Genomic DNA, 16,641 nt, shown 5'->3' on the forward strand with positions numbered 1-16,641 from the left:
CATGTCCAGCGCTATCCTGCCCGACCTCGCCCAGGTCGTCACCGAAAACGTCGCCGCCGCCCTGCGCGAAGACATCGGCAGCGGCGATCTCACGGCGGGCCTGATCCCCGAGCGGCAGAGCGCGCGCGCGCGGATCATCACCCGCGAGGCGGCAGTCGTGGCGGGAACGGCCTGGGTCGACGAAGTCTTCCGCGTACTGGACCCCCGCGTCGCGGTCAGCTGGCAGGTGCGCGACGGCGACCGGGTCGCGCCCGACCAGGTCCTGTTCGAACTCCAGGGCCCGGCTCGCGCCCTGCTCACCGGCGAACGCAGCGCCCTCAATTTCCTGCAGTTGCTTTCCGGCACCGCCACTCGCTGTCGGCACTATGCGGATCTGGTGCAGGACACCGCCGTGAAGCTGCTGGATACCCGCAAGACCCTGCCCGGCCTGCGCCGCGCCCAGAAATACGCGGTCACCTGCGGCGGTTGCCACAACCATCGAATCGGCCTGTTCGACGCCTTCCTGATCAAGGAAAACCACATCGCGGCCTGCGGCGGCATCGCCCAGGCAGTGACGACCGCCCGCCAACTGGCGCCCGGTCGCCCGGTGGAGGTGGAGGTGGAAGATCTCGGCGAACTGGAACAGGCCCTGGCCGCGGGCGCCGACATCGTCATGCTCGACGAGCTGAGCCTCGCGGACATGCGCACCGCCGTCGCCCTCACCGCCGGCCGGGCCAAGCTGGAGGCCTCCGGCGGGGTAAACGAGGCCACCCTGCTGGGCATCGCCCAGACCGGGGTCGACTACATTTCCATCGGCACCCTGACCAAGGACGTCAAGGCCATCGACCTGTCGATGCGCATCCTCGCCCAGTAGGCAAAGTGCCACGCGGCGGCTAGACTCGGCAGCCGCGCCCGGGGCGCGCCCACCCCGGAGAGCCCTTCGAAGAGTTCTCCCCCTCTCGCGACACTCGAACAAGATCGAACCCGTGACCAAAGATCAACTTCGCGCTGAACTGGAACGCCAGGCCCAGCGCTATCAGGATGTCTACGGTGGCGAAATCGTCACCTACGCTGCACAGCCCAAGCCCGATCGCAAACCCTGGAAGAAACGTCCTACCGTGCAGGACGAGGTGTTCGCCTCGGAAGTCCGCAAGATCGCCGATCTCAAGGCCAAGACCGTGGCCGACAACGAGCTTCAGGACGACTGAGCGATTTCCCCGTCGGCGGCGGCCGGATCGACCGCTTCCGCCTGCAGGCGGCGCCACAGGGCCGCGGCCGCGCTGAAGTCGGCGCCCAGGTGCTCGTCCGCGGCCTGCAGGTCGTAGCGGGCCAGGCACCCCTCGCCCAGCCGCGGCGGCGCCTCGGCCGTGCCGGGGGCCGCCGCAGCGGACTGCACGTCAGTCGAAGATGACGGTCTTGTTGCCATGCACCATGACCCGGTCTTGCAGGTGGTATCTCAGACCGCGGGACAGCGCCATCTTCTCCACGTCCTTGCCCAGGCGAACCATGTCCTCGACATTGTCCCTGTGGCTGACGCGCACCACGTCCTGCTCGATGATCGGACCGGCGTCCAGTGCCTCGGTCACGTAGTGACAGGTGGCGCCGATCAGCTTCACGCCCCGCTGCGCCGCCTGGTGATAAGGCTTGGCGCCGACGAAGGACGGCAGGAAGCTGTGGTGGATGTTGATCACCTGGTGGGCATAGCGCTGGCACAGCTCGGGCGGCAGGATCTGCATGTAGCGCGCGAGCACCACGGTGTCCGCCTGGTGCAGTTCGATCAGCCGCGAGATCTCGTCGAAGGCCGGCTGCTTGTCACTGGGATCGACCGGCACATGGAAGAAGGGTATGCCGTGCCACTCGACCATGCTGCGCAGGGTATCGTGGTTGGAGATGACGCAGGGGATCTCGCAGTCCAGCTCGCCGCTGTGCCAACGATGCAGCAAATCCGCCAGGCAATGGGATTCGCGACTGGCCATGAGCACCACGCGCTGGCGCTGGGCCGAGTCGGTGATGCGCCACTGCATGGAGAATTCCCGGGCGATGGGCGCGAAGGCTTGCCGAAAGCCTGCCAGATCGAACGGTAGGGAATCCGCGCGGATTTCGTGGCGCATGAAGAACCAGCCACTTTCCGTATCCGAATGATGACTCGCTTCGGTAATCCAGCCGTTATAGGTCGCCAGGAAGTTGCTGACCTTGGCCACGATACCTACCCCGTCCGGACAGGCGATCACCAGACGAAACGTTTGCATAGGAAAACCTCGCGCGAAAAGGGGCTGCATTCTAGGCGCAGTCGCCGGCAGCGTCGAGCGGCGCAGCGGTGATCACACCGGGATTCGCAGCCGCGGATAGGCGGAGAGCGGACAACTAGCAAAGCACAAGTTTCCGGCGCCAATGCAGGCGTTTAACAAGCGGCGTCACATCCCTTGTTCCAGGTCTTTCCGCAGCGCGAATATTAAATATTGAACGTCTTCCGTGGCCTGTTTACTTATCTCAATAGCCAATCTATGATTGGCCCAGTTATCTTTTTTGCACCACCACCGAGCAAAGGCCAATCATGTCGCTAATCAACGAATATCGTCAGACCGAAGAAGCCATCAAGGAACTGCAGGAGCGCCTGAAGTCCCTGCAAGAGGACGACAAGCTGCAAAAGGAACTGGAGTTCGAAAAGAAACTCCGTTCGTTGATGGGCGAATATCAAAAGTCCCTGCGTGACATCATCGGCATTCTCGATGCCGATGCCAAACCGGCGCGTCAAGCTCGCACCAACAAGAGCAATGCATCCGGCACTCCCAAGCGCGCGCGCAAGGTCAAGCAATACAAGAACCCGCACAACGGCGAAGTGATCGAGACCAAGGGCGGCAATCACAAGACGCTCAAGGAGTGGAAAGCCAAGTGGGGCTCCGACGAAGTGGAATCCTGGGCCACGCTCCTGGATTGATCGAAAAGACGCCGGCTTGCCGGCGTTTTTTTTGCCCTGCGCGGCCTGGCGGGGCGGCTGGGTCCGACGGCAATGGCCGCGGCCCAGTACTGGCCACTGCACTCTGACTCCGCCACGCACACTAGGCTCTGTACGAAAAGTCGCCGAGCGCAGGCACTTTTCGTACAGAGCCTAGCACCAGACTGTCACCGACCCTGGCAGTGGCAGCCACTCTTCAGTGCCCTCTCGACTCGGTTGGAGTCGGCATAAGATCCACGCCTATTTCCATCGGCGCTACGCCAACTGAAACTCAAGAGTTCGCCGGAATTGGACAAGCGCGACTTCATGTCGCATCGTCGAGACTTTCATCCAGGCGCGCGACCAGGCTCCGAACATGCTCGGTCCAGGCATCGAGTACCGCTAATTGATCGACGGACGCCTCGCGACGAAACTCCTCGGTCAGCGTGAGGAATTGACCACAGGTCAGCTGCCCCTCCGCCTCCCCCCTGAGTAATCGCCGACGGCAGAACTGCCGCCAAAGTGTGGCCTCCTGCGCGGTCAGCAACTCCGGGAAGTTGCGCGCCCGGTAACGAAAGAAAAGTTCCGGGTGCCGGTCGTCACGAAAGGACCAAGTTCGTTCGCCAAGTTCCGCGGGGGGACACTGGCGAAGTTGATCGCACAGTTGCCGTTCTTCGGCATCGATGAAGCCGTCGTAAAGTCTCAATTCAGCGTCCGGCGTTTCCGTCTGGATGGTGGACGCGTCATAGATCCGCGGCAGCTTGGGACGCCAGACTTCGCTCCGGTCGAGGATCTGTCGTACCGTCCGCCACACTGCAGCCGTATCGAACTGCAGCCGCTCCTGGTCCTCCGGGCGCAGGACGCTGAACGGCGCCAGGATAGGGCACTTGTTGATCTGCACCAATTTGAGCGGCACCGGCAGCTCCTCCGCGGCCAGGGCGTCGCGGCGGGTGTAGAGTCGCTGGCGCAGGGCCTCGGCATCCAGCTCGAACAGCGGGTCCGGCGCTGCCGCGAGATCGCAGACGATCAGCGCATTGCGATTCACCGGATGCCAGGCCAGCGGCAGGACGGGGGCGAGGAAGTGACGTTCGGCACTGAAACGACCGGAGACGTGCAGCACGGGCTCGAGCAGGCGTATCCGCGCCTGGGCCGCCTTCTTCTGCCGCAGCGACCAGAGATAGTCATAGAGCCGCGGCTGGCGCTGCCTGACCAGACGCGCCAGGGCCAGGGTCGCCCGGACATCCGCCAGGGCGTCGTGGGCCTGGGTGTGCTCGATGCCGTTGGCCAGGGTCAGGCGATCCAGGCGCAGGGACACGCGGTCATTCTCCTGCGGCCAGTTCAGGCTTTCCGGGCGAAAGGCATAGAGTGCCCGGATCAGCCCGAGCACATCCCAGCGACTGTTGCCTTGCTGCCACTCCCGGCCATAGGGATCGTGGAAGTTGCGATAGAGGCTGTGGCGCAGCATCTCGTCATCGAAACGCAGATTGTTGTAGCCGACCGTGCAGGTTTGCGGCCGGGCGAGCTCGGCATGCAGACGCTGGATGAAGTCCCGCTCGCGCAGCCCCAGCCGCTGCAAGGTTTCCGGCAGGATACCGGTGACCAGGCAGGCTGCCGGGTGCGGCAGGACATCCTCGCTCAAGCGACAATGCAGATTGAGCGGCTCGCCGATCTCCGTGAGGTCCAGATCGGTACGCACCCCGGCGACTTGCAGCGGGCGATCCCGGCGAGGATCGATGCCGGTGGTCTCGAAGTCGTACCAGAAGATGCTCTGCGTCACACTACCCTCCCCCAGGTTCTGTACGAAAAGTCGCCGAGCGAAGGTCAGGCGAGCGAAAAAGGCTGAGGAAGCGGAGTTTACGAGCGGTAAATGAGCATTCCGAAGCCTTTTTCAACGAAGCATCACCAAGCGCAGGCATTTTTCGTACAGAACCTAGTGTGGTGTTTCAGAAGTTATCTACACAATTTTGGCGGCGCTTTTTGCCTCCGGGCGGCGTTGCCACTCCTCGCCATAGCCCTGCTATGACTCTTCGTGGCGCCTGGCCCGAAGACAAAAATCACTCGCCAATTCTTGCGCGAACTTCTGAACACCACACTAGAATCGGCGCAGTCTAGCATCGCCTATCGCCTTGCCCGGGATCACCCGCACCGCTAGGCTCTGGTTCCTTGTTTCCAGGCGTAGCTTTTCCTGCATGCGTTCAGTCGATCGGCTCTTCCCTCGCGCCTGGTGTCGCCTCGCCGGCCGGCGCCTGGGCGCCTGGCTCTTCGCCCTGACGTTACCCCTCACCTGCCTGGCCCAGTCGGAGCCGCTGTCCTGCCCCTTGCCGCCCCAATCCGACAGCGGACCGGCCAGCCTGCGGCTGATCCACCAAGGGCTCGATAGCCAGGCGGCCCGCCAGATCGCTGCTCAGCTGTCCGCGACAGCCTCTCGCAGCCCTGAGCCCCAGGCCCTGGCCACCGCCTTCCTGCAGCACTTCGGCAGCCCGGTGACGCGCTTTCCCGCCGAGCGCCTCGACGACCTGCCGGCCCAGGGCGTACGGCTCTGGCTTGCCGGCAACCCGCCGCTCCAGGAGCAACAGGCCCAGGACCTGCTGGACTGGGTGGAAGCCGGTGGCCATCTCGTGGCGGTCGCGGACGACAGCACCCTGGCCCTGAGCGCCACCTTGGGCGTGCGACCGATGCCGACCCGTGAATTGGGCGGGGCCGTGCCACCCATCATGGCGCTACCGCTGTGGCCCAACCTGACCCAGCTCTATCTGGCCGAGGACGATGCCCCGGCCTACCTGGGCTTCGACGACAGCCGGCATCTGTTCGACGTCGGCGACCAGGCCACGGCTTGGGCCAGCAGTGCCAGCGCTACCCACATGCTGCTGCTGCCCTGGGGCGAAGGCAGCGTCACCCTGCTGTCGGACACCGAGCTCTGGAGCAACGCCCGGCTCGGCCAGTACGACAATGCCTGGCTGCTGTGGTACCTGACCCAGGGCGCGCCAGTCGTCCTCATCGCCCCTGCGCCACCTGTTCCCCTTTGGCAAGAGGCGCTACAGCGCTTCGGCCTGGCCTTTGCCATGCTGCTGGCGACCCTGATCGTCTGGCGTTGGCGACGCCGTCTCGAGGGGGCGGCCCGCCACGCTCGACCGCCGGAGCCCTGGCCGGACCTGATCGCCACCCTGCAGCGTGACATCCAGCGCCAACTGCAACGTCGTCGTCCCGAACTGGCCGACCAGGGCGTGGCCGAACGCTGGCAATACCTGGCCCGCCTGAGCGGCCTGCCCACCCGCGCGGTCGGCGAAGCCATGCGTCCCTGTCCGGCCCGGCCCGGCGGTCGCGAGATCACCCTGCGCGTCATGCAACTGCGCCAACTGCGGCTGGCCCTGCGCTCCCAACCTCCGAGGACTCCCGATGACCGATAGCTCCCCTCCCGAAGGAACCGTGGCGGACACTGGCGAGGCCAGTGTCAAGGCCCGAGCCGTGGCGCGGCTGCAGGCGTTGCGGCAAGCGCTGCTCAAGGTGCTACCGCAGCAGGAGCTCGCGGTGGACGGACTGCTGGCCACCCTGCTGGCCGGCGGCCACCTGCTACTCGAAGGACCGCCCGGGGCCGGCAAGACGCTCCTGGTCCGCGCCCTGGCGGCCAGCCTGGAAACCAGTTTCGGCCGCCTGCATGGCCATGCGGGGCAGACCGTGGCCGAGGTGGCCGGTGAGATAGTCGTGGAGGCCGGCGCCGAGAGTGCCCGGCTCCGACGCGGACCGCTGTTCAATCAGTTGCTGCTGATCGAGGACCTGCACCGCGCGCCGGCCGTCGTCCAGAATCTGCTGACCGAGGCCCTGCAGACGCGCCAGCTGATCCTGGAAGGACGCAGCGTCCCTCTGTCCAATCCGTTCATGGTGATCGCCACCCGCAGTCCGGGTAGCGACCTGCCCCTGGCGGTGCGTGATCGCTTCCTCGCCCAGTTGCGCCTGGACTGGCCGGCGGAGGCTCAGGAGCTCTTAGCCCTGCGCCAGGCGGTGCAACAGGGGCATGCCGATCCGCTGGAGGCCGCGGCCCTGCGCCCGCTGCTACAGGCCAAGGATCTACCGCCGCTGCAACGCCTGGTCGCCAGCCTGCCGGTGGCCGAACCGGTGCTGGGGTTCGGCCTGCGCCTGATCCGGCTGACCCGCGACTGGCCCGCCTTCGAGCAGGGGGCCGGCCCCCGGGCGGCCCAGGCACTGCTGCGCCTCGCCCAGGCACTGGCCTTCCTCAGGGGTGGCGACAGCGTCGCCGCCGAGGACGTGCGCCAGGCGCTACCTGGCGTCCTGCGGCCGCGCGTCCGCCTGACTCCGGAGCGGGAGTTCGAGGGCGACAGTCTCGATGGGCAGATCCTCAAGTTGTTGGGACAGTGTCCGGCGCCGCGCCCGTGAGGCCGAGTCGCCGCCTGCTGCTCGGGCTGGCCAGCCTGACGCTTGCCAGCCTGGTGCTGGGCCTGGCCCTGCCACCGCGCTGGCAAGCCCTGCCCGCAGCCGGCGCGATCCTGCTCCTGGGGCTGGCCGCGCTGGAACGCTGGCATCCCCGCTGGTACTGGGCAGGACTCTGGCAACGGCCCGCTGCGCGGTTCATCGCCGATCGCGCCCGGCAACGTCCGCATACCTTGCATCTGCTGCTCGACAGCCGTGCGCCGGCGGGTCGTAGCGCCTGGCAGCAGGATCAGGACCAGGCCCTGGGCTTCGCCAGGCACGTCGCCGCCAGTGGCAACGCCGTCCGCGTCTATGGCTTCGATCCGAACCTGCGCCTGCTCGCCGCCACTGCCCCCGGACGCAATCCCCCCCTGCCCCCGACCGTCGCGTTGCAACCCGGTACGGGTGGCGAGCTCAAGGCGGTCCTGGCGCAGCTGTGCCGCCAGGTCGGTCCGGATGGACTGATAGTGGTGGTGACGCCTATGGCAGAAGAGCGCCTGGAGTGGCTCGCGCGCCTGGAGGTCGCTCGCCGCGGCCTGACGCTCTGGCTGGTCGGAACCCTGCCAGGCGGCCCGCTGGAGCCGAGGCAGCTAAGCGGGCCGCGCACGGCCAGGGCCTACGCCGAGGCCTGGAAAACCCAGATTCGCCACGAACGCCTGGCCTTGCGCCTGGCGCGGCTGGGTATCACCTGGTTGCCGGCGAGCGGCGCGGCGAGTCTGCAGACGCGCCTGCTGGCGCTGTGGGAGGCGGCCGACGAGGGTCAGACCGCTGACTGGGAGAGTCGACCGAAGGTGAAATAGTGCTGCAACACGCCGATCAGCTCGGCGAATTCGACCGGCGGCTCGGCGATGCTGAAGCCGGAATCGTAGTTGCCCGGCGTCACGTCTTCGTGGCTCCACTGGCAGCGGGCATCGAAGTCGATGAAGTGCAGTTGGCCATCCTGCCCGGGAATCTTCAGTCGCAGCTCGAACCGCGCGTTCACCAGCATGGGCAATTGGCTGATCATCAGCAGTCCCTCGCGGGAAATGTTGCCGATGTAGCCCATGGGCTTGTCGGTGAAGCGGTTGAATACCTTGAGGTAGTAGGGCAGCTGGTGGCGCTCGATACGACGATTCTGAGTCATGGTGCGTTCATCCTGCACACGGTAAAGCCACTTTACCGACAACGTCCTGGAAAGCTCAGCGCTGCGGTAGTTTTCGCACCGGTTGGGGCGTCGCGACGGCCGCTGTTCCATCTAGCCCCATTTGACGCAGGGTGTCCAGTCGTGCCTGGGCCCGGTAGGCATATTCACTGGCCGGATAGCGGGTCTGGATGAAGCGATAGGTCTGGGCCGCGTCGGCATAGAGCTGCTGCTGCTCCAGGCACTGGCCGCGCAGCATGGACATCTCCGGCTGCAGCCAGGGCCGGGCGCGGCTCTTGCGCTCGGCCTGGGAGATCTGCAGCAGGGCGTTGTTGCAGTCGCCCTCGGAATAGGATTTGTAGGCGGCATCGAGATAGGAATTCATCGAGACGCTGGTGCAGCCGGTCAGGCCGAGCAACAGGAACAGGCAAAGATAAGGGCGCATGGAAAGTCCTCCTGTCCGCTAGATCGGCGCAGGGGCCCGCTTCTTGAGCAGAAACGACCACTGGTGTGACGAAGCTGCGAAAAGCCGTCATGTGCTGGCCACGCGACGGCGCTACAATGAGTCGCGCTCCGTGTTCTACGTCGACTCGGCGCCAAGAACCTGCTCACGATCTCGCGAGCTAGAGACAAACAAGGCGAAAATGCCTGAGGAAGCGGATCGGACTCGCGCTCGAGCTTACGAATGGTAAACGAGCATTCCGACGGGGCTGGCCTTCCAGGGCCTTTTCAACGCCGTTTGGCCGACGCGCAGCAGATCGTGAACAGGTTCTGAGGCGTCGACTCATGATTGCAATCCGCTAAAGGAAAGACTGCATGATTTATCGCCGTACCAAGATCGTCGCTACCCTGGGCCCGGCCAGCAATTCTCCGGAAGTCCTCGAGCAGCTCATCATCGCCGGCATCGACGTCGCCCGCCTGAACTTCTCGCATGGAACGCCCGACGAGCACCGGGCCCGTGGCCAGTTGGTACGGGAACTCGCCGCCAAGCACGGCCGTCACGTCGCCCTGCTCGGCGACCTGCAGGGTCCGAAGATCCGCATCGCCAAGTTCGTCAACAAGCGCATCGAACTCAAGGTCGGCGATCCCTTCCGCCTGTCCATCGCCCATCCCCGCACCGAGGGCACCGAGGAAGTGGTCGGCATCGACTACCCGGGCCTGATCGCCGACTGCCGCGTGGGCGACGAATTGCTGCTGGACGATGGCCGCGTGGTCCTGCGCGTGGAAGGCGTGACCGCCACCGAACTGCATTGCGTGACCCTGATCGGCGGGCCGCTGTCCGACCACAAGGGCATCAACCGTCGCGGTGGTGGCCTGACCGCACCGGCCCTGACCGACAAGGACCGCGAAGACATCAAGCTGGCCGCCTCCATGGAGGTCGACTACCTGGCGGTATCCTTCCCCCGTGACGCCGAAGACATGAACGAGGCCCGGCGCCTGATGGAAGCCGCCGGTGGCAAGTCCTGGCTGGTGGCCAAGATCGAGCGCGCCGAGGCCGTGGCCGACGACGAAGCCCTGGATGGTCTGATCCTGGCCAGCGACGCCGTCATGGTGGCCCGTGGCGACCTCGGCGTGGAAATCGGCGATGCCGAGCTGGTGGGTATCCAGAAGCGCATCATTTCCCACGCCCGCCGTCTCAACAAGGCAGTGATCACCGCGACCCAGATGATGGAGTCGATGATCAGCAGCCCGATGCCGACCCGCGCGGAAGTCTCCGACGTGGCCAATGCCGTGCTGGACAACACCGACGCCGTGATGCTCTCCGCCGAGAGCGCCGCCGGCCAGTACCCGGTGGAAGCGGTCAAGGCCATGGCGCGCGTCTGCGTCGGCGCCGAGAAGCAGCCCACCAGCAAGCTGTCCAGCCATCGCCTGGGCCAGACCTTCACCCGCTGGGACGAGAGTATCGCCCTGGCCTCGATCTACGTGGCCAACCACTTCCCCGGCGTGAAGGCCATCATCAGCCTGACCGACACCGGCTACACCCCGCTGATCATGTCGCGCCTGCGCTCCTCGGTGCCGATCTTCTCCTTCGCCTCCAGCCGCGCCACCCAGGCCCGCACCGCGCTGTTCCGCAACGTGCACACCATCCCCTTCGACCCGACCTCGATGCCGGCGAACAAGGTGAGCCAGGCGGCAGTGGACGAGCTGCTCAAGCGCGGCATCGTCGAGCACGGTGACTGGGTCATCCTGACCAAGGGCGACAGCTACACCAAGCGCGACGGCACCAACACCATGAAGATGTACCGCGTGGGCGATCTGCTGGTCTGACCCTCCCCGCGTCGACTGCGAAGGACGCGGTAGAGAAAGCCCCGGCCAGGTGACTGGTCGGGGCTTTTTGATGGGCGTTGACAACCTGGAGGATCAACGGCCGCCAAGCGCGAGATAGCCCAGGTGCAGCGCCGCGGCGCCCAGTACACCCAGGCTGCAGACCACGAGCAGGACCCGCTGCAGCGAGCGCAGCCGCCCTTCTCGCCGATCCAGCGCGGAGCGGGTACCGGCCAAGGTCAGATTCACTATCGGTTGCTCGCGCATCGCCTCGCCCTCGATCTCCTTAATTGCACTGTATTCTCATTCTCACATAGTGCAAGGGAGTCCGACGAGCTATTGAGCGACTGTGGCAGAATAGCCGGTTTGGTGCGAACAGCCTGGGTGAACGATGGCGTTACGTTTCGAACGGCTCAAGTGGCAGGACTGGAAAGGCGCCTTCACGGAGCGCAACTACGAGCGCGGTCGGCGCCTGGCGCTGGACGGTCTGGTGCGTATCCACTCGGCCGCCAAGGGACAGCTCTACGCCGAATGCAGCAGTCCGGCAGGCCCGGCCTATCGCCAGGCGATCAGCCTGCGGCCAGGTGAGAGCACCTGGCGGGTGGATGCCCGCTGCACCTGCCCGGTCGGCCGCCAGTGCAAGCATGCTGCTGCGGCCCTCATCGAACTGGAACGCCTCCAGCGCGACCAGGCCGAACTGCCGACCGCGCCGGTCGTCAACCAGGACCTACCGCAGCCGGTGCTGACCCTGGGCAGCCATACCCAGATCGACTATGACCGCCACGTCGGCAAGATGCGGCCGACCGTTCGCCATCGGGCGGCTCTGGCCTTCCAGTACGGCAGGCAGCGGCTGTTCGGCGCCCCGCCCAGAAGCCCGAGTGCCGATTACCCCGCCCGCCAGCTGCAGGCCGAACAGCGCTGGCGCCAGACGCTGCTCGATCTCGGCCTGCGCCCGGCGACCCGCCGCAGCGCCGCCCTGCCCGACGACAGTGGCGAGATGTTCGAATTGCCCGACGATCCCGCCTGGCTCAGATTCGTCCAGCAGGGGCTCCCCGCCCTGCGCGAGACCGGCTGGCAGATCGAGGCCCACCCCGAATTCACCTTCGACCTCACGCCCGTCGAGGGCTGGTATGGGCATCTCGAGGAAGTCGAGGACAAGACCACCGCCACCAGTCTCTTCGACGTCGAACTGGGCATCCGCCTGGGGCAGCGCCGGGTCAGTCTGATCCCCTTGCTGATCGAGGCCATTCGCCGCGAACCCTCGCAATACGAACCCGCGACCCTGGCCAGGCGCGCCGACGACGAACCCGTGCTGCTGCGTATCGATCCGCCGCGCCTGGCCGGCCAGCAAGGACGCGCCCAGCGAGTCGCCGTGCCCCTGGGCCGGCTCAAGCCGATCCTGCAGGTGCTGGGCGAGCTCTATGCGACGACCGGCCTGGCCCAGGAACGTGCCCTGCGTCTACCGCGCCTGGACGCCGCGCGCCTCGCCGAGCTGGACGAACGCCTGCCCCTGGAGTGGGAGGGCGGCGAACGCCTGCGCAGCTTCGCCGAGCGACTGCGCAGCTATGCCGCCGAGCCGGTGGTCCTGCCGGAAACCCTGCACGCCGAACTGCGCCCCTACCAACGCGAAGGCGTGGCCTGGCTGCAGGCCTTGCGCGAACTGGAGGTCGGCGGCATCCTCGCCGACGACATGGGCCTGGGCAAGACGCTGCAGACCCTGGCGCACATCCTCGTCGAGCAGGCCGCCGGACGCCTGACCGCCCCGGCGCTGATCGTCATGCCCACCAGCCTGATTCCCAACTGGCAGGACGAGATCGCCCGCTTCGCCCCCGGCCTGCGGGTCCTCACCTTGCAGGGCAGCGCCCGCAGCAGCCGCTTCGAGCGCATTCCCGAGCATGACGTGGTGCTCACCACCTATGCCCTGCTCCCTCGCGATGCCGAGCGCCTGGCCGGCTACGACTTCCACCTGCAGGTGCTGGACGAGGCCCAGTCGATCAAGAACGCCGCCACCAAGGCCGCCCAGGCCGCTCGCCATCTACGCGCCCGCCACCGCCTCTGTCTGACCGGCACGCCATTGGAAAACCACCTGGGCGAGCTCTGGTCGCAATTCCATTTCCTCATGCCCGGCTGGCTGGGAGATGAGAAGACCTTCAAGCTGCACTACCGCATCCCCGTCGAACGCGAGGGCGACGTCCAGCGCCTGGCGGCGCTCAAGGCGCGGGTGCGGCCCTTCATGCTGCGCCGTACCAAGCAGCGGGTGGCCAGCGAACTGCCGCCGAAGACCGAGATCGTCCAGTTGGTGGAACTCAGCACGGCACAGCGCGAGCGCTACGAGGCGCTACGCCTGATGCTGGACGAGCGGGTACGCGCCGAAATCGCCCGCCAGGGGATAGGTCGCAGCCAACTGCTGATCCTCGACGCGCTGCTGCGCCTGCGCCAGGTCTGCTGCGACCTGCGCCTGGTACCCAACGAAGACGAGAGCGTGGCCAAGCCCTCGGCGAAGCTGGCGGCGCTGAACGAAAGACTCGACGCCCTGCTACCGGGCGGCAGCCGGGTCCTGGTGTTCTCGCAGTTCACCAGCATGCTCGATCTCATCGCGGCGGACCTGGATCAGCGCGGCATCGAATACGTCAGCCTGACCGGTGAGACCCGCGACCGGCGCACGCCGGTGCAGCGCTTCCAGAATGGCGAGGTACCGGTGTTCCTGCTCAGCCTCAAGGCCGGTGGCAGCGGCCTCAACCTGACCGCTGCGGACACCGTCATCCACTTCGATCCCTGGTGGAACCCAGCCGCCGAGCAACAGGCCAGCGACCGCGCCTACCGCATCGGCCAGGACCGTCCGGTATTCGTCTACAAGCTGATCGCCCGCGGTACCCTGGAAGAGCGCATCCAGCAACTCCAGCTGGAAAAGGCCCGGCTGAGCGCTGGCATCCTCAGCGAGAACAGCGGCGACTGGCGCCTCACCGAGAGCGATCTGGCCCAGCTGCTGGCGCCACTGGACCGTTAGCCGATTTGTCAGCCTGGCAGCGCGGCGCCTGGCTGACGAACCGGCAAGCGCTCCGCGCGCTACCGGTCGCCCCTGCCCTCGCCCACCGCATCACCTGTGGCGTCGAGCGCCCTGCTGGAGGGAAACTTGTTCGAGGCGACCCGGACCGCCAGCACCGCAAGCGACAGCAGGAAGATCCCGCCACAGAGATACAGCAGCCCGACATCCGGTGGCCGGTGGTGCGAGACGTCGCCGATCAGATAGCGGGTCAACGCCGTGATGGCGATGTAGAGCAGGAAGCGGATGGGCAGGTGGTTGGTCTTGAAGTAGATGCCGACCATGGCACCCAGCTCCAGGTAGATGAAGAGCAGGAGAATGTCATCGATGTTCGCCTGACCCTTGTCGACCATGCCCATGAAGGCCATCACCGAGGCCCAGGCCGTGGCCGCGCCGATAGCAAACAGGCCGAAGTAGTGGAAGCCTTCCACCAGTAGATTGCCGAGCGAATTCGCCCCGTCGTGCATGCGTTTGCGACTGCTGTTTGCCCACTTCATACTCAGTTGCTCCCTCCAGACACACGGTGAACACCCGGCAGGCCGGCCAGCGGCTTGCCCAGGCCATCGGCCGTTTGCTGCATACGCTGGCGAAGACGCTCGCTCAAAGACTCATCCATGCTGAAAATTCCCATTCGATAGGCGTGCTAGGTCGCACCCCAGGGTCATCTTATAGCGACAAGCGCAACGACCGGCCAGCGCTGTACTGTCGCAGACTGGACGGGCGCGCCCGCACAGGCTAAAAACGTGAGGAAAAGCCCCGAGGGCCTGGAGTCTGCCGTGGAGCCGCGCCTTGCCTGTCTCGCCTGTCTGGACCGCACCGAACCGCGACTGCTGGAAGCAGCCCTGTGGATCGCGGCCGAGCATCGTCAGGCACTCGAACCCCGGGCGCTGCTGCGCTCGCTGGACGACCTGGCCCTGCAGTTGGATGCCCGCCTAGACGGCGATGCCAGTCAGTCCGAGCGGGCCCAGGCATTGCTGCGGCAGCTGTGCGAGGCGGGCTTCCGTGCGGCGGAATGGCCGCTCCGCCCCGATGCGGCGCTGCTCGACGAGGTGCTGGCCCGCCGCCGCGGCCAGCCACTGTCCATCGCCCTGGTGGCGCTCGAACTGGCCCGGCGACTGGAGATCGACCTGCAGGGCATCGGCTTTCCCGGTCACTTCCTGCTGCGCGTCCCCGGCGCCGACCACCTGCTCGAGCCTTTCGGCGGCCGCCGCCTGTACATGAGCGACTGTCGCCAGTTGCTGGTGGATCAATTCGGCGCCAACGCGCGCCTGCAGGCCACCCACCTGACACCGCTCACGCCCCGCCAGATGATGCAGCGGCTGTCACGCAACCTGCGCGAGCTGCATCGGCAGGGCGACCAGCCCCTGGCAGCGCTCAAGGATGCCCAGCGGGTCATCGAATTCGGCGCGGCCGGTGTCGCCGACCATCTAGCGCGGGCCGACCTCTATCGCCAGCTCGATTGTCCCCAGGCCCAGCGCTACGACCTGCAACATGCCCTGCTGATCAGCGAGGACGACGCCGAACGCGATCAGCTGCGGCGACGTCTCGAGCAGCTTGGCACGCCCGCGACCACGCTGCACTAGAGTGTTGTTTCCGGAGTTCGCGCAAGCATTGGGGAGTGTTTTTTGGGCGGTTCGGCGTTCCGACTGGGCTAGGCGCCGCGACGAGTCATAGCAGAGCCATGGCGAGGAGTGGCAACGCCGCCAGGACGGTCCGCCGCTGCGGCCGAAAAAGCGCCGCCAACATTGTGTAGATAACGGCTGAAACACCACACTAGCCACGCAGCAACCAGAGTACGAGCTGGGCACCGAGCAGATTGCTCAGACCGGCGAGCACCATGACCAGGCCAGCCACGGTGCCCTCCTCCAAGCCGACCTCATAGGCCTTGCTGGTGCCGACGCCATGGGCCCCCATGCCGAACAGGGCACCACGGGCCAGGGCCGACTTGAGCGGCAGCAGTTTGATCAGCAGGCTGCCGAGGATGGCGCCACCCAGCCCGGTGATCATCACGAAGGCGGCGGTCAGCTCGGGCACCCCACCGACGTCGGCCGACATCGGCATGGCGAAGGGCGTGCTGATGGAGCGTGGCAGCATGGACAGCAGCACCCGGTCATCGAGTAACAGCAGCCGGGCCAGCAACCAGGAGCTGCCGATGGCGACTCCACTGCCGACGCACAGCCCTACCAGCAGGGCCTGCCAGTAACGCGCCAGCAGGCGTCGCTGCTGCCAGATGGGCACCGCGAAGGCCACCGTCGCCGGGCCCAGCAAGGTGATCAGCCAACGGCTGTAGTGGGCGTACTGGGCGTAGCTGACCTGCTGCCAGAGCGTGGTGGCATAGAGCAGCACGGTGACGAAGATGATCGGACTGACCACGTACCAGCGCAGCCGAGCATAGAGCACGCGACTTACGCCGTAGCCGGCCAGCGTCAGCAGCAGCCAGAAGAGTCCGGGCAAATCAAGCATCGCGACGTCCCCGCCGGCGGAACATCCAGTCCACGGCCAGGGCCGTGGCCACCATGGTCAGTACGGTACTGAGCAGGATGGCCAGCAGGATGCGCACGCCCTCATGACGTAGCAGAGGACCGTAGTCGAGCAGGCTCAGCAAGGCCGGAATGAAGAACAGCAACATCTCGCCCAGCAGCACGCGGACGCCACCCTGCAGCCACTCAGGCTCGACGATCCGCGCCGCCAGCAGGAGCAGTAACATCGCCAGCCCCACCACGCCACCCGGTACCGGCCAGGCGAAGTAGTTCGCCAGCAGCGTACCCAGCCCCCACAGCGCCCCCAGGGCGCACAGTTCCAGAGCCAGGCGCAGATATCTATTCACCCAGGGCTCCATCTCGCAAAGAATTCAGCCTGCAAGGATACGCAGGC

The 16,641-nt window shown here is 66.2% G+C and carries 18 protein-coding genes; 9 read left to right on the top strand and 9 right to left on the bottom strand.

Going from position 1 to position 16,641, the window contains the following annotated elements:
- Position 1: 1 nt before the first annotated feature.
- On the top strand, positions 2 to 853 hold the full coding sequence (gene nadC, locus AR540_RS16390; RefSeq protein ID WP_059230271.1) for a carboxylating nicotinate-nucleotide diphosphorylase: 852 nt from the start codon (positions 2 to 4) through the stop codon (positions 851 to 853).
- A gap of 112 nt (positions 854 to 965) precedes the next feature.
- Positions 966 to 1,187, top strand: coding sequence for a hypothetical protein (locus AR540_RS16395; RefSeq protein ID WP_059230272.1), 222 nt, complete (start codon positions 966 to 968; stop codon positions 1,185 to 1,187).
- Here AR540_RS16395 and AR540_RS16400 read toward each other — a convergent pair.
- Both AR540_RS16400 and purU read right to left on the bottom strand, forming a co-directional pair.
- Positions 1,175 to 1,375 carry a hypothetical protein gene (locus tag AR540_RS16400; protein WP_236712082.1) on the bottom strand — a complete coding sequence of 67 codons (201 nt, stop codon included), beginning with the start codon at positions 1,373 to 1,375 and terminating at the stop codon, positions 1,175 to 1,177. The two genes, AR540_RS16395 and AR540_RS16400, sit on opposite strands and share 13 nt — an antisense overlap.
- A gap of 1 nt (position 1,376) precedes the next feature.
- A complete protein-coding gene (gene purU / locus AR540_RS16405) occupies positions 1,377 to 2,228 on the bottom strand; it encodes a formyltetrahydrofolate deformylase (RefSeq protein WP_059230274.1) in 852 nt (283 codons plus the stop codon).
- 305 nt (positions 2,229 to 2,533) lie between these two features.
- Between purU and mvaT the strand changes: the two genes are divergently transcribed.
- On the top strand, positions 2,534 to 2,917 hold the full coding sequence (gene mvaT, locus AR540_RS16410) for a histone-like nucleoid-structuring protein MvaT (RefSeq protein ID WP_059230275.1): 384 nt from the start codon (positions 2,534 to 2,536) through the stop codon (positions 2,915 to 2,917).
- Between the two features lie 322 nt (positions 2,918 to 3,239).
- Here mvaT and sbcB read toward each other — a convergent pair whose 3' ends face one another.
- Entirely contained in the window at positions 3,240 to 4,691 is a 1,452-nt protein-coding gene (gene sbcB / locus AR540_RS16415) for an exodeoxyribonuclease I (protein ID WP_059230276.1), read from the bottom strand.
- A 412-nt stretch (positions 4,692 to 5,103) separates the two neighbouring features.
- Here sbcB and AR540_RS16420 point away from each other — a divergent pair, with 412 nt between their 5' ends.
- From AR540_RS16420 to AR540_RS16430, 3 genes are read left to right on the top strand one after another with little or no spacing between them, the layout of a single operon-like run.
- Positions 5,104 to 6,321: a DUF4350 domain-containing protein gene (locus tag AR540_RS16420; protein ID WP_059230277.1), complete on the top strand. Its 1,218-nt coding sequence runs from the start codon at positions 5,104 to 5,106 to the stop codon at positions 6,319 to 6,321.
- The gene (locus AR540_RS16425) at positions 6,311 to 7,306 is read left to right on the top strand and encodes an AAA family ATPase (protein WP_059230278.1); all 996 of its coding nucleotides are present in this window, start codon (positions 6,311 to 6,313) and stop codon (positions 7,304 to 7,306) included. The genes AR540_RS16420 and AR540_RS16425 overlap by 11 nt, the downstream gene beginning before the upstream one ends.
- A complete protein-coding gene (locus tag AR540_RS16430; protein WP_236712083.1) occupies positions 7,303 to 8,139 on the top strand; it encodes a hypothetical protein in 837 nt (278 codons plus the stop codon). Before AR540_RS16425 ends, AR540_RS16430 begins: the two co-directional genes overlap by 4 nt.
- Here the strand turns inward: AR540_RS16430 and AR540_RS16435 are convergent.
- The gene (locus AR540_RS16435; protein ID WP_059230280.1) at positions 8,100 to 8,462 is read right to left on the bottom strand and encodes a PilZ domain-containing protein; all 363 of its coding nucleotides are present in this window, start codon (positions 8,460 to 8,462) and stop codon (positions 8,100 to 8,102) included. The genes AR540_RS16430 and AR540_RS16435 overlap by 40 nt on opposite strands.
- 55 nt (positions 8,463 to 8,517) lie before the next feature.
- Positions 8,518 to 8,904 carry a tetratricopeptide repeat protein gene (locus tag AR540_RS16440; RefSeq protein ID WP_059230281.1) on the bottom strand — a complete coding sequence of 129 codons (387 nt, stop codon included), beginning with the start codon at positions 8,902 to 8,904 and terminating at the stop codon, positions 8,518 to 8,520.
- A 371-nt stretch (positions 8,905 to 9,275) separates the two neighbouring features.
- Here AR540_RS16440 and pyk point away from each other — a divergent pair, with 371 nt between their 5' ends.
- Positions 9,276 to 10,727 (top strand): pyruvate kinase, encoded by a 1,452-nt coding sequence (gene pyk / locus AR540_RS16445; protein WP_059230282.1) that lies wholly within the window; start codon positions 9,276 to 9,278, stop codon positions 10,725 to 10,727.
- A gap of 93 nt (positions 10,728 to 10,820) precedes the next feature.
- On the opposite strand, the gene AR540_RS25770 is transcribed toward pyk, so the two are convergent.
- Positions 10,821 to 10,973, bottom strand: coding sequence for a hypothetical protein (locus AR540_RS25770; protein WP_177339242.1), 153 nt, complete (start codon positions 10,971 to 10,973; stop codon positions 10,821 to 10,823).
- 142 nt (positions 10,974 to 11,115) lie between these two features.
- On the opposite strand from AR540_RS25770, the gene AR540_RS16450 reads away from it, so the two are divergent.
- Complete coding sequence (locus tag AR540_RS16450) at positions 11,116 to 13,731, top strand: DEAD/DEAH box helicase (protein ID WP_059230283.1); 2,616 nt, start codon at positions 11,116 to 11,118, stop codon at positions 13,729 to 13,731.
- 59 nt (positions 13,732 to 13,790) lie between these two features.
- Here AR540_RS16450 and AR540_RS16455 read toward each other — a convergent pair whose 3' ends face one another.
- Positions 13,791 to 14,264 (bottom strand): phosphate-starvation-inducible protein PsiE, encoded by a 474-nt coding sequence (locus tag AR540_RS16455; RefSeq protein WP_059230284.1) that lies wholly within the window; start codon positions 14,262 to 14,264, stop codon positions 13,791 to 13,793.
- 279 nt (positions 14,265 to 14,543) lie between these two features.
- Between AR540_RS16455 and AR540_RS16460 the strand changes: the two genes are divergently transcribed.
- Complete coding sequence (locus AR540_RS16460; RefSeq protein WP_059230285.1) at positions 14,544 to 15,350, top strand: SirB1 family protein; 807 nt, start codon at positions 14,544 to 14,546, stop codon at positions 15,348 to 15,350.
- A 190-nt stretch (positions 15,351 to 15,540) separates the two neighbouring features.
- Here the strand turns inward: AR540_RS16460 and AR540_RS16465 are convergent, their stop codons facing one another.
- A complete protein-coding gene (locus AR540_RS16465; protein ID WP_059230286.1) occupies positions 15,541 to 16,230 on the bottom strand; it encodes an LrgB family protein in 690 nt (229 codons plus the stop codon).
- Entirely contained in the window at positions 16,223 to 16,606 is a 384-nt protein-coding gene (locus tag AR540_RS16470; RefSeq protein ID WP_059230287.1) for a CidA/LrgA family protein, read from the bottom strand. The genes AR540_RS16465 and AR540_RS16470 overlap by 8 nt, the downstream gene beginning before the upstream one ends.
- Positions 16,607 to 16,641: the final 35 nt, after the last annotated feature.

The sequence above is a fragment of the Pseudomonas sp. EpS/L25 genome (genome assembly GCF_001512295.1).
Taxonomy (GTDB): Bacteria; Pseudomonadota; Gammaproteobacteria; order Pseudomonadales; family Pseudomonadaceae; genus Chryseomonas.

Excerpts from the sequence above, each read along its gene's own strand:
- AR540_RS16465 (WP_059230286.1), bottom strand. The coding sequence starts at position 16,230 with ATGCTTGATTTGCCCGGACTCTTCTGGCTGCTGCTGACGCTGGCCGGC.
- pyk (WP_059230282.1), top strand. The coding sequence starts at position 9,276 with ATGATTTATCGCCGTACCAAGATCGTCGCTACCCTGGGCCCGGCCAGC.
- nadC (WP_059230271.1), top strand. The coding sequence starts at position 2 with ATGTCCAGCGCTATCCTGCCCGACCTCGCCCAGGTCGTCACCGAAAAC.
- AR540_RS16435 (WP_059230280.1), bottom strand. The coding sequence starts at position 8,462 with ATGACTCAGAATCGTCGTATCGAGCGCCACCAGCTGCCCTACTACCTC.
- purU (WP_059230274.1), bottom strand. The coding sequence starts at position 2,228 with ATGCAAACGTTTCGTCTGGTGATCGCCTGTCCGGACGGGGTAGGTATC.
- AR540_RS16420 (WP_059230277.1), top strand. The coding sequence starts at position 5,104 with ATGCGTTCAGTCGATCGGCTCTTCCCTCGCGCCTGGTGTCGCCTCGCC.
- AR540_RS16425 (WP_059230278.1), top strand. The coding sequence starts at position 6,311 with ATGACCGATAGCTCCCCTCCCGAAGGAACCGTGGCGGACACTGGCGAG.
- mvaT (WP_059230275.1), top strand. The coding sequence starts at position 2,534 with ATGTCGCTAATCAACGAATATCGTCAGACCGAAGAAGCCATCAAGGAA.
- AR540_RS16470 (WP_059230287.1), bottom strand. The coding sequence starts at position 16,606 with ATGGAGCCCTGGGTGAATAGATATCTGCGCCTGGCTCTGGAACTGTGC.
- AR540_RS16440 (WP_059230281.1), bottom strand. The coding sequence starts at position 8,904 with ATGCGCCCTTATCTTTGCCTGTTCCTGTTGCTCGGCCTGACCGGCTGC.
- AR540_RS16455 (WP_059230284.1), bottom strand. The coding sequence starts at position 14,264 with ATGAAGTGGGCAAACAGCAGTCGCAAACGCATGCACGACGGGGCGAAT.
- AR540_RS16450 (WP_059230283.1), top strand. The coding sequence starts at position 11,116 with ATGGCGTTACGTTTCGAACGGCTCAAGTGGCAGGACTGGAAAGGCGCC.